The following is an 18,477-nucleotide window of genomic DNA, read 5'->3' on the forward strand; positions in this document are numbered from 1 at the left end:
CGTTTATCCTCGCTCGCCAGGGGGAGAGGAAAAGGAAGGCAAACAAAAAGGGCCGGGATTGCTCCCGGCCCTCTCGTGTCTCGAAAGACGGTCTGGATCAGGCGACCGAGACGTCCGCGACGTCGAGCTTGATGCCCGGACCCATCGTGGAGCTGAGCGCGACCTTCTGGAGATACTTGCCCTTGGCGCCCGCCGGCTTTGCCTTGACGATCGCGTCGACGAACGCGTCGAAGTTGGCGCGCAGGTCTTCCGCCGGGAACGACGCCTTGCCGATGCCCGAGTGGATGATGCCGGCCTTTTCGACGCGGAACTCGACCTGACCGCCCTTGGCGGCCTTGACGGCCTCACCGACGTTCATCGTCACGGTGCCCAGCTTCGGGTTCGGCATCAGGCCCTTCGGACCCAGGATCTTACCCAGGCGACCGACGAGGCCCATCATGTCCGGGGTCGCGATGCAGCGATCGAAATCGACCGTGCCGCCCTGGATCTGCTCGAGCAGGTCTTCGGCACCGACGACTTCGGCGCCGGCGGCCTTGGCTTCGTCAGCCTTGGCGCCGCGCGCGAACACGCCGACGCGGACGTCCTTGCCGGTGCCCTTGGGCAGCGTGACGACGCCGCGGACCATCTGGTCGGCGTGGCGCGGATCGACGCCCAGGTTCAGCGCGACTTCGATCGTCTCGTCGAACTTCGAGGTGGCGTTGGTCTTGGCGATCGCGATCGCTTCGTCGACGCCATACAGCTTGTTCGCGTCAACCGACGAGGACTGGCTCTTCTGCTTCTTGCTCTGCTTGGCCATCGGATCAGCCCTCCACCACTTCGAGGCCCATCGCGCGGGCCGAGCCTTCGATGATGCGGGTCGCCGCTTCGATGTCGTTCGCGTTCAGATCCTTCATCTTCGCGCTTGCGATGTCGGCGAGCTGCGAGCGCTTGATCTTGCCGGCGCTTTCCTTGCCCGGCGCCTTCGAACCCGACTTGAGGCCGAGGGCCTTCTTGATCAGGAAGGTCGCGGGCGGGGTCTTCGTCTCGAACGAGAAGCTGCGATCGGCGTACACGGTGATCTTGGTCGGCAGCGGGGTGCCGACTTCCTGATCCGCAGTCGCTGCGTTGAACGCCTTGCAGAATTCCATGATGTTGACGCCGCGCTGACCGAGCGCGGGGCCGATCGGCGGCGACGGGTTCGCCTTGCCGGCCGGAACCTGCAGGTTGATATAACCTGTGATCTTCTTAGCCATGTTTCACTCACTCTGTTGCTGGCGATGCCCGAAGGCGCCGCCGGTTCAAGTTTAGCGGTTCATGCGGAGGCCGAAGCCTCCTCCCGCGAACATCCCGGCCGAAGCCGGAATTCATTGTGCGCCCGAAGGCGCGAATTACTTGACGCGCTCGACCTGTTCGAACTCGAGCTCGACCGGGGTCGCGCGGCCGAAGATCGACACCGACACCTTGACGCGGCTGCGATCGAAATCGAGCTCCTCGACGGTGCCGTTGAAGCTGGCGAAGGGGCCGTCGAGCACCTTGACCTGATCGCCGATCTCGTAATCGACCTTGAGCTTCGCCTTCGGCGCGGCGGCGGCGGCCTCTTCCTTGGTGTTCAGGATGCGCGCGGCCTCGGCCTCGGTGATCGCCTGCGGCTTGCCCATCGAACCCAGGAAGCCCGTCACCTTCGGCGTGTTCTTCACCAGGTGATAGACGTCGTCGTTCATGCTCAGCTTCGCCAGCACATAGCCGGGGAAGAATTTGCGGTCCGACGTGATCTTCTTGCCGCGGCGAACCTCGGTGATCTTTTCGGTCGGAACCTCGACCGCTTCGACGAGCTGTTCGAGACCCAGGCGCGTCGCATCGGCGAGGATGGCTTCCTTCACCTTGTTCTCGAAGCCCGAATAGGCATGAATGATGTACCAGCGCGCCACGCGATCCGTCTTTCTCTTAACCCAGCAGCGACAGCAGCATCTGAACGATGCGGCTGAACAGCTGGTCGATGCCGAAGAAGAACAGGCCGAGCACCATCGTCATGATGCCGACCATGACCGTGGTCATGATCGTTTCCTTGCGGCTGGGCCACACGACCTTTGCGGTCTCGGCCTTTACCTGCTGGATGAACTCGCCCGGTGAAGTCTTCGCCACCAAAAAACCTTCCTAATAGCGACACGAGGCCGCGATCCGCCCTTAAAGCCTTACGGCCGGCGAACCTGACCTCGTCTCTTCTCGCGATCCACCATCAAAGAAATGGCAGGAGTGCACGGACTCGAACCGTGGGCCCTCGGTTTTGGAGACCGATGCTCTACCAACTGAGCTACACTCCTCCGGATCGGAGACGGCGGCACATAGCGGTGGGGGGAGGCGAGTGCAAGTGGCTGAGCGCGCGCAGGATCAGGGTTTATAGACGATCTTGTCGTCCGCGACGTCCCATCCGGCGCCGCCCTTGCCGTCAGCCGTGAACGTCACCGGAACCGCGATTCGGTGGCCGCACGGCGCGAAGCTCCACACCTCGCTCCACGACCCCTTGTAACGGATGCCGAGGCGGTCGGGCGACAGATCGGCGCTGCGGCCGGCAACCCGCACCGCGACCGGCGCGATGTTCGCCGGCCTGCAGCGCGGATCGGAGAGCGCGAGTTTTGCGAGAGCGGGCCGGACAATGGCTGGCATCACGGCGCGGGCGAGCGAGGGCCAGGCCAGCCCTTCGCCGCGTCCGTCATAGAAAGCGCTCAGGCTCTGGCCGTCGGCGCCGCGCAGCACCAGGATGCGCGCGGGATCCTCCGCCGGGCAGTTCGCGACGGTCGCGGAAAGCAGCCACCCATTCTCGATCCGCCCCGCGACGATCGCCTGCGTGACGAAATTGTCGAGCGTAACGGGGCGCAGGACGCCCAGCTTCACATTGGCGGGCATGCAGCCGCCGCGCCGCTCGGCATCGGCGCGCAGCACATCGGCGACGGCGCGTGCCAGCGGCTCGCCCTCGGGCAGCGGCTTGGCGTTGATCGCATCGAGCTGCCGCGCCATGTCCTGCGCGCCCGCCATCGGATCGAGCGGGGCGGCGGCGGCCGGGACGGCGAAGGCGGTGAGGAGCAGGAGAAGCAGGCGCATCGCATCTCCATAATCGTCATTGCGGGTGAAGCGAAGCAATCCATTCTGCCGTTCGGAGTGGATTGCCGCGTCGCCTTCGGCTCCTCGCAATGACGATTTTTCAGAAACGACCGACAGCTTACGCCGCGATGTCGTAGCCCTGGATCTCGCCCGACAGGTAAAGATTGCGCGCCTTGGCACGGCTGAGCTTGCCCGAGCTGGTCTTGGGCAAGGTGCGCGGCGGCACCAGTTCGACCACGCAGTGCATGCCCGTGATCGCGCGCACCTTCTCGCGGATCTGTTCGCGCAGGCGCGCGCGCTCCTGCGGGTCCGACGTGCGGCACTGGACCAGGACGGCGGGGGTCTCCTCCCCGCCCGGGGTGGTGATCGCGAAGGCGGCGATGTCGCCCGCCTTGAAGCCCGGCAACTGCTCCACGGCCCATTCGATATCCTGGGGCCAGTGGTTCTTGCCATTGATGATGATCATGTCCTTGGCGCGGCCGACGATGTAGATATAGCCGTCCGAAATATAGGCCATGTCGCCGGTGTCGAGCCAGTCGTCGACCATGCAGGCGGCGGTCGCATCATCGTCGCGGAAATAGCCGGTCATGATCGACGGGCCCTTGGCCCACAGCTTGCCGATCATCTTTTCGGGCAGGATGCCGCCATCGTCGTCGCGGATCTCGACGAGCATGTCGCGTACCGGCTTGCCGCAATTGACGATCGAGCGGAAACGGCGCGGGCGATCCTGGCTATGGTCGCCGCCCGACAGCTGGGTCTCCTCGACCAGCTCGACGCGGATGCCTTCACCCGGCGGCATGATCGAGACGGCGAGCGTCGCTTCGGCGAGGCCATAGCTGGGCAGGAAGGCATTGGCCTTGAACCCCGCCTCGGCAAAGGCATCGACGAAGGCCTGCATCACGTCCGGACGGATCATGTCCGCGCCGTTGCCCGCAAGCCGCCAGCGCGACAGATCGAAGCGATCGACCGCCTTGGTCTGGCTCGACATGCGGCGCGCGCAGATGTCGTAGCCGAAGGTCGGCGAGTAGCTGATCGTCGTGCCCTCGTTCCGGCTGATCATGTCGAGCCAGGCGAGCGGACGGCGGGCGAAATCCTCGGTCTTCAGATAGTCGGTCGACACCTGGTTCGCGACCGGCGACAGGAAGCAGCCGACCAGACCCATGTCGTGATACCAGGGCAGCCACGAAATGCAGCGATCGCCGGGTTCGACCTCCATGCCGTGCGAATGCGCGGCGAGGTTGTTGAGCAGGGCGCGATGCGTGACGGCGACGCCGTGCGGGAAGCGGGTCGATCCGCTCGAATATTGAAGATAGGCGATGTCGTCGCCATCGGCGCGGGGCAGATCGACCACGGGCGCATCCGCCGCGTTGAACGTCTCGTACGCGATGCTCTCGACATTGCGCAGCGCGCCGGCGGCACCGGCCATTTCGGCGAGTTCGGCCGGGAACAGGAACAGGCGCGGGTCCGACGAGCCGAGCTGGACCGCCAGCTGATCGATATAGCTGTCCTTGCCGCCGAAGCTGGTCGGCAGCGGCAGCGGCACCGGCCAGGCGCGCGCATAGACCGCACCAAAAAAGGCCACCGCGAAATCGACACCGGTTTCGGCCACCAGCGCGATGCGATCGCCCGGCGCGATACCCGCAGCGATCAGGCGATGCGCGTGGACGATCGCATCCGCACGCAGTTCGGCGAAGCTGTACGGGCGGGCCAGATTGCCGCGCGCATCATGGAAATTGAGGCCGCGCACGCCGCTGGCGGCATAATCGAGCGCCTGGTCGAGCGTGCCGAAGTCGGCGAAGCGGCGGGCAAGCGTGTCGGTCGTCGGCGTCGGCACAAGGGCCATGTTCGTTCTTTTCCTCACTCGATCCGGATCACCGCGCTGCGCAAAACCGGCACTTTCTGCCGATATTCGCGCACGATAACCCCGATCGGTTCATGGGCCCAAGGCCCGCAATGTTACGCTTTTACAGTCGCTCCCGCGTTCAAATTCCGGCCCGACTGTGGCACAAAGATGGCGCATGCCCTACGAAACCCGAAAGCGCGGCGAAAGCCCGACCTCCCGCCCCTATGATCGCGCGGGCCTCGATCGCATCGCGCTCGCTTATGTCGGCCGCTATGCCACGACGCGCGCGAAACTGGCCGATTATCTGCGCCGTAAGCTGCGCCAGCACGGCTGGGCGGAGGACGGGAGCGCGCCCATCGATGCGATCGTCGAACGCATGACGGAACTCCGTTATGTCGACGACGAAGTCTTCGCCCGGTCGCGCGCCGAATCGCTGTCGCGACGGGGCTATGGCGGGCACCGGATCGCCGCCGCACTGGCCGCCGCCGGTGTCGATCGCGACATGGCTGCCGATGTCGCGCCCGACGAGGATCAGGCGGAGGCCGCCGCGACAGCCTTCGCCCGCCGGCGCCGCATCGGCCCGTTCGCGACCGCCCCGGCCGATCGCGAATCGCGGAATCGCGCGCTTGCGGCGATGCTTCGCGCGGGACATGATTCCACGATCGCGCGACGGATCGTCGATCTCGATCCGTCCCTTGCCGGGACCGAACAGGATGATTAGCCGTAAAACGGCGATGGACGACGCGCGATAAGCATCTTCGTTTCACAAATGTTATATGTTAACTTGGCGTATTGAGGGCAGGTGTTTCGATAATGAACGAGCAGTCGGTTGCGTCCCTATCCATGCGCGATCCCGGCGATGTCGCCGATGACGGCCGTCTTGCGCCCCCAGTAAACGAAGCAGCAGAAACCATCGTCGGTGCGGTCAAGTGGTTCGACGCCACCCGCGGCTTCGGGTTCATCGCGGCCGATGGCGATCGCGGCGATGTTCTGGTCCATTTTTCGGTTCTGCGCGATCATGGTCGCCGCACCCTGCCCGAAGGCGCGCGCGTGGCGTGCGAAGTCGTGGGTCGCGATCGTGGCCTGCAGGCACGCCGCATCCTGGCGATCGACCTGTCGACCGCAACCGGCCCCGATCCCGACCTGATCGCCCGCCGCAACGCCGACCGCGTCGATCCCGTCGCGCTGATCGACGACGCGGGTGATCCCGAGCCCGTGACGGTCAAGTGGTTCAACCGGCTGAAGGGCTATGGCTTCGTCGTCCGCGATGGCGAGACCCAGGACATCTTCGTCCATATGGAGACGGTGCGTCGCGCCGGCCTGGCCGACCTTCTGCCCGAAACGCGGATGCGCGCGCGCATCGCCGCCGGCCGCAAGGGGCCGCTCGCGGTCGAGCTGATCGCGGACTGATTTCCATGCTGCGTTTTCGTCTGAGCCTGGCGCTCGCCTGCGCGTCGCTGGCCGCATGTGCGCCGACCGCCACCACCGCCGCGAAGGCGCCCGCGATGGCGACGGCTCCGCTGACGATCGAAACGGCGAAGGGCAAGCTGCACTATCAGGTCGAGGTCGCCCGCAGCTTCGACGAGCAGGAACGCGGCCTGATGTTCCGCACCAGCCTGCCCGCGCAGGGCGGCATGATCTTCCCGATGGTGCCCAACCGGGTCGCCACCTTCTGGATGAAGAACACGCTGATCCAGCTCGACATGATCTTCATCCGCGCAGACGGCACGATCGCCCGCATCGCGACCGCGCAGCCCGAGACGCTCGACACGGTCGATTCGGGCGAGCCGGTGGCCGCCGTGCTGGAAATCGTCGGCGGTGGCGCCGCCAAGGCGGGCATCGCCGAGGGCGATCGCGTCACATGGGCCGATCCCGCGCTTCGCCATTGATATTGCGCGAGCCTTGATATTGCACAGGGGCGGCTATCCGGGCTAAGCGGCGCTCATGGGTCTGCTCAAATCGATCTTCACCTGGTGGGACGGCGCCACGATCGGCACGCGTCTCTTCAGCAGCCGCAACGGCACTCGCGTCGGCGAGGATGCTCTGGGCAACCTCTATTTCGAAGGTGGTACGACCACCGACGGCCGCAAGCGCCGCTGGGTGATCTACAACGGTCCTAACGACGCCAGCCGCGTGCCTGCCGAATGGCACACCTGGCTGCACCACACGACCGACATCACCCCCGACAAGCTTCCCGCCCCGCGCACCTGGCAGAAGCAGCCCTTGCCCAATTTGACGGGTACCGAGGCCGCCTATCTGCCGTCGGGCGCGCTCGAGCGTGGCGGCGTGCGCGCCGCGGCGACCGGCGACTACGAGGCGTGGACGCCCAATTGAGGCATCGCCCGAACTTCCAGGCCAGAACTTCCAAGAAGGCTTCCGACTGACATGAAGGCTGTGCTGCGCGATCATCTGGGCGAGGCGTTCGTCGGCCTGTTCGTCGTCATCTTCGCGGCGTGGTTCGTGTGGTTCGCCTGGTCGCAGACCGGCGGCGGCGCGAAAGCGGGCGCGATCCACGTCGCCGCCCTCTTCCCCAATTCGAGCGGGATCAACGTCGGCAGTGACGTGCGTGTCGCCGGCATGAAGGTCGGCACCGTCACACAGCAGGCGCTCGATCCGCAGAGCTTTCAGGTCAAGCTGACCCTCGCCATCGATCCGTCGGTCAAGCTGCCGGCGGACAGCAGCGCGGCGATCACGTCCGAAGGCTTTCTCGGCTCCAATTTCATCTCGCTGATCCCGGGCGGGGAAACCGCGCCGCTCAAGGAAGGCGACACCATCGCCGATACGCAGGGCGCGATGGACCTGATGAGCATGGTCGGGCAGTTCATCAATAAGTCCGGCGACGCCAAGACCCCGGAAACGTCGGCCGAAGCGCCGGCAGACGCCACGAAATGAACTGGTCGACGCTGGGCGCGCTGACGCTCGGCATCGCGGTGCTCGGCACGGCCGGGCTGATCGCCTGGGAAGCCGATGCCTTCCAGCAGGCCGAGATCGAGGCGGTGCCCGACGAGGCCGCAGCGGCGGCTGCCGCGCCTGCGCCGGTTGCCACGCCCGAGGAAGAATCCGCGCCCGCCGAAGCGCCCAAGGAGGTGGTGCGCGCGCCCGTTCCTGCGGATACCCCGCTCGCCACCGCCGAAACCCCGCTGAACGAGCGCGTCGCCGTGCTGGGCCTGCTCAACAAGCGTAACGGCGAATCGCGCGAGCTGACCCTGCGCCCCGGCCAGGCGGTGCGCGTACGCGACGTGATCATCCGGCTCGCCTCATGCGAGACGACCGCGCCATGGGAGGACCAGAAGCTGACCGGCGCCTTCGTTCAACTGGACATCCAGCGGCGCGAAGGCGGCTATCGCCGCGCCTTCTCCGGCTGGCTGTACAAGGAATCACCGTCACTGAACGCGGTGCAGGATCCGGTTTACGACGTCTGGCCCAAGAGCTGCACGATGTCGCATCCCGATATCGGCCCGGCGACAGTGCGTGTTTCGGGATCGACGGCCCCGTCGATCGCAAAGAAGTCCGCACCAGCCCAGCCGGTCGAGAGCGAAGCGCCCGCCCCGACGCCGAGTGCCGAATCGAGCAACGCCACATAAGCGTCGCGGCTCACCTCCACCGCGCCCAGCGAGGCGAGGTGATCGGTGATGAACTGGCAATCGAGCAGCTGGAATCCACCCACCCGCATCCGTGCGACCAGGTGCGCGAGCGCGACCTTCGACGCATCGCTCTCCCGACTGAACATGCTTTCGCCGAAGAAGGCGCGGCCGAGCGTGACGCCGTAGAGCCCGCCCACCAGCCGCCCGTCGCGCCACGTCTCGATCGAATGGGCATGGCCGCGCCTGTGGAGATCGGCATAGGCCGTCTCGATCGCGGAGTTGATCCAGGTATCGGGTCGCCCGGCGGTGCTCTGCGCGCACATCGCGACGACCTCGGCAAAAGCGCGATCGGCCGTGATCGTGAAGCGATCCGATCGCAGTGTCTTGGCGAGCGAACGCGACAGGCGAAAGCCGTCGAGGGGCAGGACGCCGCGCATCTTGGGTTCCACCCAGAATACGTCGTCGGCTCCCCGGCTGTCGGCCATGGGGAAGACGCCGATCGAATAGGCGCGCAACAGCAGCTCGGGGTCGATGACTTTCATCCGGCTCCTTCGGAAAACAGCCTATCCGACTGCCGCGCGCAGGCCAATATGGTAGCGAAAGCAAAAGGGAGAGTTTGATGCCGCCCTCGCTCACGCCGCAATCCATGACGATCGAAGCGATGCTCGACAAGGCCGCGCTCGAACAGCTCAACCTCACTTATTGTCACGCGGTCGACCGGCAGGATTATGCGCTGCTGCGCGCGCTCTATCACGACGATGCGACCGACGATCATGGGCCGATCTTTCGGGGTTCGGCCGACGACTATGTCGCGTGGCTGCCTTCGATCCTGTCGAAATGGCAATTGTCGGCACACCGGCTGACCAACATGCTGTTCCTGATCGACGGCGATCGGGCCGAGGGTGAGGTGGCCTTCACCGCTTATCATCGCCATCGCGACGGGGAACGCGAATGGGTGGCGCATGGCCGCTATCTCGATCGCTACGCAAAACGCGACGGCATATGGCGCTACGCGCATCGATCGGTCGTGCTCGACTGGAACGAGAAAAGATCGGCGGTGCCCAGGCCCGAAGACGGCACCTTGCTCGGCGCGCCCGATGGCCGCGATCCGATCTACGCGCAGCTACCGATGTTCGCCGCGCAGCGCGCTTAGATCCTCCCCCGGAGGGGGAGGGGGACCGGCGTAGCCGGTGGAGGGGTAGCTCTCCACAAACGATGCCCACCGTTGCCGGCCAATACCTCTCCACCACGCCTTCGGCGCGGTCCCCCTCTCCCTCCGGGAGAGGAGCTGCGATGTCAGGGCTTCTCGGCCGCGGCCTCTTCGCGATCGGCCTGGCGCTGGGCGCGCATGAAATCCTGGAACTGGCGGAAGCAGCCGGTCTGCCCGTTCGATCCGATCGGCGAGCAGCTGTTGGGCAGCCCCTGCTTGCTGACGACGTCCATCGTGCGGGCGCGCGCGACCCAGCTTTCGGCGGGCGCCTGATCCTTCTTGCGTTTGTCGCGCAACGCCTTGGGGATGCGGTAGCGTTCGCTTTCGGGCTGGCGCGCGCAGACGACGATCTCGTCATCCTTGCTGCGTGGGCACGGATCGTTGCCGAACACGACGAGGGTCGAGATCTGCGCCGGCGGGGGTTCGGGCGCGACGGCCGGTACCGCAGCGGCGGCCATCAGGAGGGGGAGGATCAGCATGATCGAGGCGGTGCGCCCGGACGGCTTTCGCGGATATGAACGCCCGGAACCCTGAAGGTCAGAACTTGATCCCGCACTTCTTGCCGTCGGCCTTGTCTTCGTCGCACGCCTTGCGGGCCAGTTCGCGGACGCACCCGTTGGCGCCGCCGGGGCCGATCGGCGAACAGCTGGTGACGCCGGTCTTTCCGACATATTCGAGGCTGCTCGCGCGGTCGCCCCACGTCTCGTTCGCGCGCGAATCGGATTTGCGCAATTCCTCGGGGATCCGGTAGCGCTCGCTCTCGGGCTTGCGCGAACAGACGACGATCTCCTCGCCGCCGCTGGTCGGGCATTTGTCGGACCCGTAGATCACCAGGACCCGCTCGCTGCGTTGTGCGGCCGCGGGCGCCGTCAGCGCAGGGAGCGACAGCGCGATCAGGAGCGCCGGGGCAAAAGCACGAACCATCTTCATCGGCGTCATCCTAAGCTGCTGCGCTGTCTCTATATGTGCCGCGACAGGCCGATGGCAATGCGGCAACCGAGCCTGATCGCTCCCGATAAAAGCGGAAAAGCCGGCGCTTGTTCCGCGCCATTGGCGATCGCCGTTTCGCGATGTTCGACCTCCTCGGCGCGAAACTCGGCGATGACATCGGACAATTCGGGGTCAGAATCGCCCAGCCGATCGAGCTGCTCGCCATAATGGCGATCGATCTCGGTCTCGATCGCTGCGGTGCAGGCCATCGCCGCCTCCGGTCCGATCAAGGCGGTCGCGGCGCCCAGCGCGAAGCCGGCGACGCCCCAGATCGGCTGCAGCAAAGTCGGCCGCACGCCCCGTTCGGCGATCAGCGCGTCGAAACGCTCGCGGTGGATCTCTTCCTGCGCCGCCATGCGCGCGATCGCGCCGGCCTTGGGGTGGCGACCGCCCATGATCGCGAGCTGGCCGGCATAGATGCGGGTCGCGCCATATTCGCCGGCCTGATCGACGCGGATAATCTCGTCTTTCAACGCCCCCTCCACCAATATGCGATGCCGAGCCCGCCGAGGATCGAGATCATCGCGTTGAAGCCGGCCAGCGAAATCCCGAACAAGGTCCATTGTGCCTGATCGCACTGAATCATCGGCGTCGCCATGATCTGCGCGAGCATGTCGGCGTGCGATCCGCTCGCTATCGTCGCGGCGCACCGCGTGATCCCCGGCCACCAATGATATTCGACACCCGCGTGGAACACGCCGATCCCCCCGCTGACCAGCACCGCCACCAGCGCCAGCGCGACAAGAGCGCGGCCGAGTTTAGCGGGGACGAGGAAAGCGAGGAGCGCGAGGCCGATCGCCGTATAATGCGGCCAGCGCTGCCAGTGGCACATCTCGCACGGAAACAGATGGCCGATATATTGCGAACCGAGCGCGCCGGCCATCAGCGCAGCGGGCAGCAACAGGGTGGCGAGGCGCGCCTTGGCGAACGGGGTCATGGGAAGGGTATAGAAGCCCGCGCCACCAAAAATAAGCCCCTCCCTTGCAAGGGAGGGGCTGTGATTTTTCAGCGTGCGCCCGTGCGGGCGCCCGCCATCGCCGTCTTGAGCGCGGGCTGCGTCATGCGGGCGATCGTCTTGACCGCATAATCGAGCTGGAAGTCCTCGACGCCGTCCTTCTTGAGCTGATCGGCGGTCAGGATGAAGCGTGGATCGGGCTTGCCGTCATCCTCGAGCACCTTGTCGTCGACCTTCGCCTCGTTGATCAGGTGGCGGCGCAGATCGGCTTCGCGCAGGCGCGGGCGATCCTTGTAATCGGCGTCGGTCAGCTGTGGTACGCGGATGTCGGGATCGATCCCGCCTTCCTGCACCGAACGACCCGACGGCGTGAAGTAGCGCGCCGTCGTGAGCTTGAGCGCGGTATCGTCCGACAGTTCGAGCACGGTCTGCACCGAACCCTTGCCGAAGCTGCGATCCCCCATCACCAGCGCGCGCTTGTGGTCCTGCAGCGCGCCCGCGACGATTTCGGCCGCCGAGGCCGATCCCGCATCGACCAGCACGATGATCGGCAGGCCATGGGCCAGATCGCCCGGCGTGGCGAAGCGGCGCTCGATATCGGTCTTCTCGCGCCCGCGCTGCGAGACGATCTCGCCGCGTTCCAGGAAGATGTCCGACACGTCGATCGCCTGATCGAGCAGGCCACCGGGGTTCGATCGCAGATCGACGACATAGCCCAGCGGGTCGTGGCCGACCGTCTTCTGGATACCCATGATCGCCGCGCGCACCGAATCGCCGGTGTTCGAGTTGACGAAGGTGTTGATGTTGATGATGCCGACGCCGTTCTTGACCTCCCACTTGACCGGCTTGAGCTGGATCAGCTCCCGGGTCAGCGAGACATCGAACGGCTTGTCGCGGCCGGGGCGCACGATCGTCAGCGTGATCTTGCTGCCCGGCTTGCCGCGCATCTGATCGACCGCCTCGTCGAGCGTACCGCCATAAAGCAGGTTGCTGTTCAGATGGGTGATATAGTCGCCCGCCTTCAGCCCCGCCTTCCACGCCGGCGTATCTTCCTGCGGGGTCATGATCTTGACCGCGCCGTCCTCCATCGTGACCGACAGGCCCAGGCCGCCATAGGCGCCCTGCGTCTGGGTGCGCATGTTCTGGCGATCGCGGACGTCGAGATAGGAGCTGTGCGGATCGAGGCTGGCGAGCATGCCGTCGATCGCGCCCTTGATGAGCTTACGATCGTCGACCTTGTCGACATAATCGGAACGGACTCGTTCGAACACCGACATGAACTGATCCAGTTCCTTGTAGGTGTTCATATCCACCGCGCCGATCGCAGGCGCGAGCGTGGCGACCATCGCACCGGCACCGAAAAGACCCAAACTACGCAACAGGCTCTTGTTCATCAGCTTTGTCGTCCAAGCATGAGGAAACGACGATGCTACCGCATCTCGACGTTCACGCAAATAACATGCGAACCTTGACCAGACATTGCACATTGCGACGAAGATCAGACTTTCGGTGGATATGCGCCGTCACCGCGCCAGCAGCGGCACGATATCGATGGGCGTTCCGCTGTGCCGCAGTTCCACGCCCACCCGCGGATCGGCGCCGTCGGCCGTGCCCAGCGGGCTGCCCTGCAGCACCGACAGGCCCGGCCGGATCGCCGCAACGCGCAGACCGGTGACCAGCGTCGCCCAGCCATCATTGTGGTCGATGATGACGATGCCGGCATAGCCCCGGAACGGCCCCGCATAAGCGATGCGCCCGGCAGCCGGCGCCACGACCTGCGCGGCGCGCGCGGTGGCGAGGGTGATGCCACGCGCCCGAACGCCCGAATCGCCTATCTCCCCCATGCCCGAGACCAGCCGGCCGATCACCGGCAGGCGATAAGGCGGGGCGGCCGAGACGCCTTCCTGCATCAGCGTATCGGGCGCGGTCGCGACCCGCCCGGGCACATTCGGCCGCAGGATCGGGCCGGACAGGTTCGTCAGCCGATCGCGCACGTCGGATTGCTCGCCCAAAGTCTCGATCAGCTGGGCGATGTCGTGCGCCTTCTCGCCCATCGCCAGCACGCGATCCTGCTGGACCATTGCGCCGTCGACCAGCCCCTGCTGCTGCTGACGCTGGACCGCTTCGAGCCGGGCGAGCGCGGTGCGACGGATGGCTAGCTGTTCGCGATCGTGGCGCAGATCGGCGACGGCGGCATCGGCGCGGCGACGCAAGGCATCGGCCCGTGCCACTTCTGCGCGCAGCCCGGCGGTGCGTTCGCGGATCACCGGCAGGGTCGAGCCGAGCAGCGCACGGACATGGATCAAATCGTCGACCGATCCGGGCTGGACGAGCGCGAGCGCGGCGGGCCGGCGCGCCATCGTCTGCAAGGCGGCTGTCAACCGCACGACCGGCCCCTGCCGTTCGGCGAGCCGGGCGCGCTGGATCGCGCGAAGCCGATCGATCAACGCGACGCGGCCCTTCGCCGCCTCGATCCGCGCCTCGGCGGCCTGGATCGCGGCGGCGGCCGCGACCTGATCGGCTTGCGATCGTTCGGCCGCCTTGCCCATCGCCTTGGCCTGCGCATCGAGATCGGCGGCGCGCCGCTCGGCCGCCTTCGCCGACGCCTGCGCCCTCACCAACGCGCGCTGCTGTGCGACCACCGTGGGATCGGCGGCGCACAGGAGGAAGGGCGCGAGTGCCCCGGCGAAAAGCGCCCTAGCCCTCACGGTGATAGGGATGTCCGGCGAGGATGCTGGTCGCGCGCCACAATTGTTCGGCGAGCATCGCGCGCGCCATCATGTGTGGCCACGTCATGCGCCCGAAGGCGATCAGCAGGTCGGCGCCGTCGCGCTGCGAATCGTCGAACCCGTCTGCCGCGCCGATCAGGAAGCGCACCTCGCGCCGCCCGTCGTCGCGCCAGCGGCCCAATTTTTCCGCGAATGTGGTGGAGGGCAGCTGATCGCCCTTCTCGTCGAGCATCACCAGCACGGTGCCCGGCGCGCGATCGGGCATCTTGCCGCCGGTATCGGGCAGCTCGGTGATGCGGGTCGGCCAGCCGATGCGCTTCATATAGCGATCGACCAGATCCGCCTCCGGGCTGCGCCCGATGCGCCCGCGCGCGACGATATGCAGCAGCACGGGCGCGTCAGAGCCAGAAAACGAACGGCCTGCGGATCAGGCTTGCGCCATCGTGGAGGCCGGCGCGTCGCCGAAATTCCACATCCGTTCGAGATTGTAGAAGCTGCGCACTTCCGGACGGAACAGATGGACGATGATGTCGCCGGCGTCGATCAGCACCCAGTCCGCGGTCGGCAGACCTTCGATCCGCACGGCTCGGCCGGTCATCTGCTTGATCTTGTCGGCCAGTTTGGTCGCCATCGACGCGACCTGACGCGTCGAACGGCCGCTGGCGATCACCATATGATCGGCGATCGACGACTTGCCCGCCAACGGGATGGTCACCGTTTCCACGGCCTGGTCGTCATCGAGCGACTGGAGCACCATCTGGTGCAGCGCTTCGATCGGGTCGGCATCGTGAGCTTGGGGCTCGATGCTACTTTGGGCGGTCAATGTGCCTCCTGATGTACCGGGATCGACGGCGCGGCGGCACCGTCGGGACCCTTCTGGTTATATGACAAGTGCCAGCGCGGGTTGGCCGCCCTCAACTGCGTCGCCGACGCCGGATCGGGATAGAAGCGCAACAACACGAGCGCGGGCGGACTCCATGTCGTCCACTGCCTTGCCTGACTTGCGGGCCGGACGAAGCGCCGCAGCCAACCCATCGCTCTCGATGCGCGGGCAGGGCCATCATACTCCGGTCGGGCCACCACGGCAATGGTGACCGTCCGCGCGATAACCCGCCAATCGCGCCAGCGGTGGAACTGGACAAGGTTGTCCGCCCCCATGATCCAGACGAATCGGCGATTGGGGTAACGGCGCACCAGCTTTTTCAGCGTATCCGCGGTGTAACGGGTGCCCAGCCGCGCCTCGATCGTGGTCGGGCGGATCCGCGCGCGCGCGGCCATCCTGCGGGCCGAGGCATAGCGCGCGGCCATCGGCGCCATGTCGGGCACGCCGGCCTTCAGCGGATTGCCGGGAGAGACGAGCCACCACACCTCGTCCAGCCCCATCGCGTCGAGCGCGTGGAGGCTGATATGCCGATGGCCATGATGGGCGGGGTTGAAGCTGCCGCCCAGCAATCCCGTGCGAATCATCGGCGCGCGATCAGGCTGCGGCCACGCGGGCGGCGGCGCGGGCCGTCCAGCGGTAGAGGCCGAACAGCAAAGCCACGACCAGCAACGTCCCCGCCGCCATCGTCGCTGCCTCATGCCCTTCGCCGATCAAGGCGAGCGGGGAGCCGCTGTCGGTGCCGACGATCAGCCCCGCGAGCAGCACGCCGAACAGGCTTTCGCCGACGATGAAGCCCGATGCCAGCAGCACGCCCATACGCTGGGAGATCGGATCGGGATGCCGGCGGTCATACCATGTGCCGATCACCGCACCTATCACGACCGGCAGCGTGACCGACATCGGCAGGTAGATGCCGATCCCGACCGCGAGCGGCGACAGACGGATCCAGCCCTTTCGTCCCATCAGCGCGTCGAGCGCGACGAGGGCGAGGCCCAGCACCGCGCCGATGCCGACCATGTTCCACGGAATGTCGCCCGCACCGAGCACCCCGCGCGCCAGCGTCGAGATCAAGGTCGCCTGCGGGGCGGGGAGCGGATCGCGCGGATTGCCGACCACGCCCGGCAACGGTGCGAAGCCATAGGCGCCGTTGAGCAGATCGAGGATCGGCGGGATCACGGCAGCACCGGCGATCGTGCCGATCATCAGCGCGACCTGCTGCTTCCACGGGGTCGCGCCGATCAGCTGGCCGGTCTTCAAATCCTGCAGATTGTCGTTGGCGATGACCGCGCAGGCGAGGACGAACGACGTCACGAACAAGGCGAAGGCGACGAGCTGCGGCACCGCGTCCGCACCCACCAGCGGCCTGACGGCCACCGCGAGCAGCACCGCCGACCCCAGCACCGCAAGGATCGCGAGGCCCGAAACCGGGCTGTTCGACGAACCGATCAGCCCCGCCATATAGCCGCACACCGCCGCCACGAAGGCGCCGGCCAGCAGCACGTAGACCCAGAAACCCAGCGACAGCGGGATCGCATAGCCGGCCAGCGGCCCCTGCGCGACGAAATGCCAGAGCAGGCCGACGATCGGCAGAGCGGTGACCGCGGTGATAACACCCATCCAGCCGACGGGCAGATCGCGCTCCTCGATCGGCAGCAGCTCGGCCGAATTCCTGCGCGCCTTCGACGCCGCCGCCGCACTCTTCAGGCCGCCCCAGATCGGGCGGACGAGCTGGCCCAGGGTCCAGATCGCCGCCGCGCCGATCACGCCGGCGCCCAGGAAGCGCACCTGACCGCTCCACGCACCCAAGGCAGCGTCCGCGGCGGCGCCCGGCTCGGCGGCGATGAAGCTCAGGATCGGTGTCGCGACGCCGAAGGCGATGACGAGGCCGAACAGCATCGCCATGCCGACCGACAACCCCACCAGATGGCCAGCGCCCAGCAATGCGAAGCTGAGCGAGCCCCACAGGCCGGTCGCCGCGCTTGTGCCGCCGATGCGGAACCAGGTCGCCGCCTCAGCCGCGACCAGCTTGGTGGCCGACAGGATCGCAAAGCCGATCGATGCGAGCGATCCGACGAGGATCACGCGCAGGCCAATCTTGCTTTCCTCGGCGCCCTCGGCGGTCTGGGTGCCGACGCGCAGCACCTCGGCCGCGGCGACGCCTTCGGGATAGGGCAGGTCCGATCCGGTCACGAGCGCGCGGCGCAGCGGCACCGACAGGACCACACCCATCATCCCGCCCGACGCGCACAGCAGGAAGGTCTGCCAGAAGGGAAAGCCCTGCCACCAGCCGACCATGACGAGGCCCGGCAGCACGAAGATGACCGACGCGATACACCCCGCCGCCGACGCGACCGTCTGGACGATGTTGTTCTCGTGGATCGTGGCGTTCCGCACGAAGCGCAGCACCGCCATCGATATGACCGCCGCCGGGATCGACGTCGCGAAGGTCAACCCGACCTTCAGCCCCAGATAGACGTTCGCCGATGTGAAGACGAAGGTGATGAGGATGCCGAGGATGATACCCCGGACCGTGAGCTCGCGTGTCGCGGCGGGAAGGCTTGCCATGCGGGCATATTGGGGGAGCGGCGAATTAAACGCAATTGATCCCCCCGGCTCCGGATCGGGAAGCCTGACGCCCCCTCACATGCAGCCTCATCAGGGTCGGATCACGGATTCCGGGCGCCGATCGCGTCGGTCTTGCGCGCCGCCAGATCCTGCTTGCGTTTCGGCATGTCCCACCTCGCTCCCCGCCTGCTATACAGCATCGCAACAACAGGATGGAGGGGGCATCATGGACGTCGCAACGGTCGGCCTCGCGCTCGGCATATTCTCGATCGCGCTGGGGCTCGTCGAGGTGTTCGGCGCGCGGTTCCTGGCCGGGACGATCGCGGCGCAGGGTTATGAGCCGGTCATCCGTCTGTTCGGCGCGCGGGAGATCGCGACCGGGCTCTACCTGCTCGCCTTCCCCACCGATCCCGCCGGGGTTTGGGCGCGCGTGGCCGGCGACGTGATGGATCTGGCCGCGCTCGCGCTGCTCCTGCGGCTGCATCCGCGCCATCCGATGATCTGGGTGAACCTCGGCCTCGTCGCCGGTGCGACCGCGATCGACGCGTGGATCGCGCGCTGGATGGCGGGCGCGCTCTAGACTGCGATCCACTCACGCGGATGAAACGGCGGACTCGCAACTCGCCGCACCGCACCCTAT

24 protein-coding genes, 1 tRNA gene and 1 pseudogene are annotated in these 18,477 nt (G+C 66.5%); 8 read left to right on the forward strand and 18 right to left on the reverse strand.

What is annotated here, in order from left to right; translation table 11 throughout:
• Window positions 1–97 precede the first annotated feature (97 nt).
• From rplA to FYJ91_RS14915, 7 genes are all read right to left on the reverse strand, one after another.
• On the reverse strand, window positions 98–796 hold the full coding sequence (gene rplA / locus FYJ91_RS14885) for a 50S ribosomal protein L1 (RefSeq protein WP_149523040.1): 699 nt from the start codon (window positions 794–796) through the stop codon (window positions 98–100).
• A gap of 4 nt (window positions 797–800) precedes the next feature.
• Window positions 801–1,232, reverse strand: a complete 432-nt coding sequence (gene rplK / locus FYJ91_RS14890) for a 50S ribosomal protein L11 (RefSeq protein ID WP_149523041.1) — start codon at window positions 1,230–1,232, stop codon at window positions 801–803.
• 135 nt (window positions 1,233–1,367) lie between these two features.
• The gene (nusG, locus tag FYJ91_RS14895; RefSeq protein ID WP_149523042.1) at window positions 1,368–1,907 is read right to left on the reverse strand and encodes a transcription termination/antitermination protein NusG; all 540 of its coding nucleotides are present in this window, start codon (window positions 1,905–1,907) and stop codon (window positions 1,368–1,370) included.
• Window positions 1,908–1,923: 16 nt separating this feature from the next.
• Window positions 1,924–2,121, reverse strand: a complete 198-nt coding sequence (gene secE, locus FYJ91_RS14900) for a preprotein translocase subunit SecE (RefSeq protein WP_127740229.1) — start codon at window positions 2,119–2,121, stop codon at window positions 1,924–1,926.
• A 103-nt stretch (window positions 2,122–2,224) separates the two neighbouring features.
• Window positions 2,225–2,300 (reverse strand) — tRNA-Trp (locus tag FYJ91_RS14905).
• A gap of 67 nt (window positions 2,301–2,367) precedes the next feature.
• Window positions 2,368–3,078, reverse strand: coding sequence for a hypothetical protein (locus FYJ91_RS14910; RefSeq protein ID WP_149523043.1), 711 nt, complete (start codon window positions 3,076–3,078; stop codon window positions 2,368–2,370).
• Window positions 3,079–3,196: 118 nt separating this feature from the next.
• Window positions 3,197–4,921 (reverse strand): fatty acyl-AMP ligase, encoded by a 1,725-nt coding sequence (locus tag FYJ91_RS14915; RefSeq protein WP_149523044.1) that lies wholly within the window; start codon window positions 4,919–4,921, stop codon window positions 3,197–3,199.
• Between the two features lie 175 nt (window positions 4,922–5,096).
• Between FYJ91_RS14915 and FYJ91_RS14920 the strand changes: the two genes are divergently transcribed.
• The 6 genes and pseudogenes from FYJ91_RS14920 to FYJ91_RS14945 form a co-directional block, all read left to right on the forward strand.
• Window positions 5,097–5,642: a regulatory protein RecX gene (locus FYJ91_RS14920; RefSeq protein ID WP_149523045.1), complete on the forward strand. Its 546-nt coding sequence runs from the start codon at window positions 5,097–5,099 to the stop codon at window positions 5,640–5,642.
• 92 nt (window positions 5,643–5,734) lie between these two features.
• Window positions 5,735–6,331 (forward strand): cold-shock protein, encoded by a 597-nt coding sequence (locus tag FYJ91_RS14925; RefSeq protein ID WP_149523046.1) that lies wholly within the window; start codon window positions 5,735–5,737, stop codon window positions 6,329–6,331.
• A 5-nt stretch (window positions 6,332–6,336) separates the two neighbouring features.
• Window positions 6,337–6,810, forward strand: coding sequence for a DUF192 domain-containing protein (locus FYJ91_RS14930; RefSeq protein WP_149523047.1), 474 nt, complete (start codon window positions 6,337–6,339; stop codon window positions 6,808–6,810).
• Between the two features lie 55 nt (window positions 6,811–6,865).
• A complete protein-coding gene (locus tag FYJ91_RS14935) occupies window positions 6,866–7,255 on the forward strand; it encodes an NADH:ubiquinone oxidoreductase subunit NDUFA12 (RefSeq protein WP_149523048.1) in 390 nt (129 codons plus the stop codon).
• 51 nt (window positions 7,256–7,306) lie between these two features.
• Complete coding sequence (gene mlaD, locus FYJ91_RS14940) at window positions 7,307–7,813, forward strand: outer membrane lipid asymmetry maintenance protein MlaD (protein ID WP_149523049.1); 507 nt, start codon at window positions 7,307–7,309, stop codon at window positions 7,811–7,813.
• Window positions 7,810–8,295, forward strand: a pseudogene (locus FYJ91_RS14945) (DUF2155 domain-containing protein); the annotation flags it as partial. The gene mlaD and the pseudogene FYJ91_RS14945, both read left to right, overlap by 4 nt.
• A gap of 35 nt (window positions 8,296–8,330) precedes the next feature.
• On the opposite strand, the gene aat reads toward FYJ91_RS14945, so the two are convergent.
• The gene (aat, locus tag FYJ91_RS14950; protein WP_149523050.1) at window positions 8,331–9,047 is read right to left on the reverse strand and encodes a leucyl/phenylalanyl-tRNA--protein transferase; all 717 of its coding nucleotides are present in this window, start codon (window positions 9,045–9,047) and stop codon (window positions 8,331–8,333) included.
• A gap of 77 nt (window positions 9,048–9,124) precedes the next feature.
• On the opposite strand from aat, the gene FYJ91_RS14955 reads away from it, so the two are divergent.
• Window positions 9,125–9,658 (forward strand): nuclear transport factor 2 family protein, encoded by a 534-nt coding sequence (locus tag FYJ91_RS14955; protein ID WP_149523051.1) that lies wholly within the window; start codon window positions 9,125–9,127, stop codon window positions 9,656–9,658.
• A gap of 143 nt (window positions 9,659–9,801) precedes the next feature.
• On the opposite strand, the gene FYJ91_RS14960 is transcribed toward FYJ91_RS14955, so the two are convergent.
• The 10 genes from FYJ91_RS14960 to FYJ91_RS15005 form a co-directional block, all read right to left on the reverse strand.
• Window positions 9,802–10,194 carry a hypothetical protein gene (locus FYJ91_RS14960; RefSeq protein WP_149523052.1) on the reverse strand — a complete coding sequence of 131 codons (393 nt, stop codon included), beginning with the start codon at window positions 10,192–10,194 and terminating at the stop codon, window positions 9,802–9,804.
• Window positions 10,195–10,252: 58 nt separating this feature from the next.
• Complete coding sequence (locus FYJ91_RS14965) at window positions 10,253–10,645, reverse strand: hypothetical protein (protein ID WP_149523053.1); 393 nt, start codon at window positions 10,643–10,645, stop codon at window positions 10,253–10,255.
• A gap of 29 nt (window positions 10,646–10,674) precedes the next feature.
• Window positions 10,675–11,178: a demethoxyubiquinone hydroxylase family protein gene (locus FYJ91_RS14970; protein WP_246152638.1), complete on the reverse strand. Its 504-nt coding sequence runs from the start codon at window positions 11,176–11,178 to the stop codon at window positions 10,675–10,677.
• Window positions 11,175–11,642: a disulfide bond formation protein B gene (locus tag FYJ91_RS14975; protein WP_149523055.1), complete on the reverse strand. Its 468-nt coding sequence runs from the start codon at window positions 11,640–11,642 to the stop codon at window positions 11,175–11,177. The genes FYJ91_RS14970 and FYJ91_RS14975 overlap by 4 nt, the downstream gene beginning before the upstream one ends.
• Before the next feature lie 68 nt (window positions 11,643–11,710).
• Window positions 11,711–13,054: a S41 family peptidase gene (locus FYJ91_RS14980; RefSeq protein WP_149523056.1), complete on the reverse strand. Its 1,344-nt coding sequence runs from the start codon at window positions 13,052–13,054 to the stop codon at window positions 11,711–11,713.
• Between the two features lie 129 nt (window positions 13,055–13,183).
• Complete coding sequence (locus FYJ91_RS14985; RefSeq protein ID WP_246152639.1) at window positions 13,184–14,368, reverse strand: murein hydrolase activator EnvC family protein; 1,185 nt, start codon at window positions 14,366–14,368, stop codon at window positions 13,184–13,186.
• Entirely contained in the window at window positions 14,358–14,780 is a 423-nt protein-coding gene (locus tag FYJ91_RS14990) for a 23S rRNA (pseudouridine(1915)-N(3))-methyltransferase RlmH (protein WP_149523058.1), read from the reverse strand. Before FYJ91_RS14990 ends, FYJ91_RS14985 begins: the two co-directional genes overlap by 11 nt.
• A 36-nt stretch (window positions 14,781–14,816) precedes the next feature.
• Window positions 14,817–15,146 (reverse strand): ribosome silencing factor, encoded by a 330-nt coding sequence (rsfS, locus tag FYJ91_RS14995; protein WP_149523386.1) that lies wholly within the window; start codon window positions 15,144–15,146, stop codon window positions 14,817–14,819.
• Between the two features lie 62 nt (window positions 15,147–15,208).
• Window positions 15,209–15,856, reverse strand: coding sequence for a nicotinate-nucleotide adenylyltransferase (locus tag FYJ91_RS15000; RefSeq protein WP_149523059.1), 648 nt, complete (start codon window positions 15,854–15,856; stop codon window positions 15,209–15,211).
• A gap of 10 nt (window positions 15,857–15,866) precedes the next feature.
• Window positions 15,867–17,837, reverse strand: coding sequence for an OPT family oligopeptide transporter (locus FYJ91_RS15005; protein ID WP_149523060.1), 1,971 nt, complete (start codon window positions 17,835–17,837; stop codon window positions 15,867–15,869).
• Window positions 17,838–18,063: 226 nt separating this feature from the next.
• On the opposite strand from FYJ91_RS15005, the gene FYJ91_RS15010 reads away from it, so the two are divergent.
• Window positions 18,064–18,417: a hypothetical protein gene (locus FYJ91_RS15010; protein ID WP_149523061.1), complete on the forward strand. Its 354-nt coding sequence runs from the start codon at window positions 18,064–18,066 to the stop codon at window positions 18,415–18,417.
• The last annotated feature ends 60 nt before the right edge of the window (window positions 18,418–18,477 follow it).

This window comes from Sphingomonas montanisoli, from assembly GCF_008274695.1.
GTDB lineage: Bacteria > Pseudomonadota > Alphaproteobacteria > Sphingomonadales > Sphingomonadaceae > Rhizorhabdus > Rhizorhabdus montanisoli.

Excerpts from the sequence above, each read along its gene's own strand:
- rplA (WP_149523040.1), bottom strand. The coding sequence starts at position 796 with ATGGCCAAGCAGAGCAAGAAGCAGAAGAGCCAGTCCTCGTCGGTTGAC.
- rplK (WP_149523041.1), bottom strand. The coding sequence starts at position 1,232 with ATGGCTAAGAAGATCACAGGTTATATCAACCTGCAGGTTCCGGCCGGC.
- FYJ91_RS14910 (WP_149523043.1), bottom strand. The coding sequence starts at position 3,078 with ATGCGCCTGCTTCTCCTGCTCCTCACCGCCTTCGCCGTCCCGGCCGCC.
- FYJ91_RS14915 (WP_149523044.1), bottom strand. The coding sequence starts at position 4,921 with ATGGCCCTTGTGCCGACGCCGACGACCGACACGCTTGCCCGCCGCTTC.
- FYJ91_RS14920 (WP_149523045.1), top strand. The coding sequence starts at position 5,097 with ATGCCCTACGAAACCCGAAAGCGCGGCGAAAGCCCGACCTCCCGCCCC.
- FYJ91_RS14925 (WP_149523046.1), top strand. The coding sequence starts at position 5,735 with ATGAACGAGCAGTCGGTTGCGTCCCTATCCATGCGCGATCCCGGCGAT.
- FYJ91_RS14930 (WP_149523047.1), top strand. The coding sequence starts at position 6,337 with ATGCTGCGTTTTCGTCTGAGCCTGGCGCTCGCCTGCGCGTCGCTGGCC.
- FYJ91_RS14935 (WP_149523048.1), top strand. The coding sequence starts at position 6,866 with ATGGGTCTGCTCAAATCGATCTTCACCTGGTGGGACGGCGCCACGATC.
- mlaD (WP_149523049.1), top strand. The coding sequence starts at position 7,307 with ATGAAGGCTGTGCTGCGCGATCATCTGGGCGAGGCGTTCGTCGGCCTG.
- aat (WP_149523050.1), bottom strand. The coding sequence starts at position 9,047 with ATGAAAGTCATCGACCCCGAGCTGCTGTTGCGCGCCTATTCGATCGGC.
- FYJ91_RS14955 (WP_149523051.1), top strand. The coding sequence starts at position 9,125 with ATGCCGCCCTCGCTCACGCCGCAATCCATGACGATCGAAGCGATGCTC.
- FYJ91_RS14960 (WP_149523052.1), bottom strand. The coding sequence starts at position 10,194 with ATGCTGATCCTCCCCCTCCTGATGGCCGCCGCTGCGGTACCGGCCGTC.
- FYJ91_RS14965 (WP_149523053.1), bottom strand. The coding sequence starts at position 10,645 with ATGAAGATGGTTCGTGCTTTTGCCCCGGCGCTCCTGATCGCGCTGTCG.
- FYJ91_RS14975 (WP_149523055.1), bottom strand. The coding sequence starts at position 11,642 with ATGACCCCGTTCGCCAAGGCGCGCCTCGCCACCCTGTTGCTGCCCGCT.
- FYJ91_RS14980 (WP_149523056.1), bottom strand. The coding sequence starts at position 13,054 with ATGAACAAGAGCCTGTTGCGTAGTTTGGGTCTTTTCGGTGCCGGTGCG.
- rsfS (WP_149523386.1), bottom strand. The coding sequence starts at position 15,146 with ATGGTGCTCCAGTCGCTCGATGACGACCAGGCCGTGGAAACGGTGACC.
- FYJ91_RS15000 (WP_149523059.1), bottom strand. The coding sequence starts at position 15,856 with ATGATTCGCACGGGATTGCTGGGCGGCAGCTTCAACCCCGCCCATCAT.
- FYJ91_RS15005 (WP_149523060.1), bottom strand. The coding sequence starts at position 17,837 with ATGGCAAGCCTTCCCGCCGCGACACGCGAGCTCACGGTCCGGGGTATC.
- FYJ91_RS15010 (WP_149523061.1), top strand. The coding sequence starts at position 18,064 with ATGGACGTCGCAACGGTCGGCCTCGCGCTCGGCATATTCTCGATCGCG.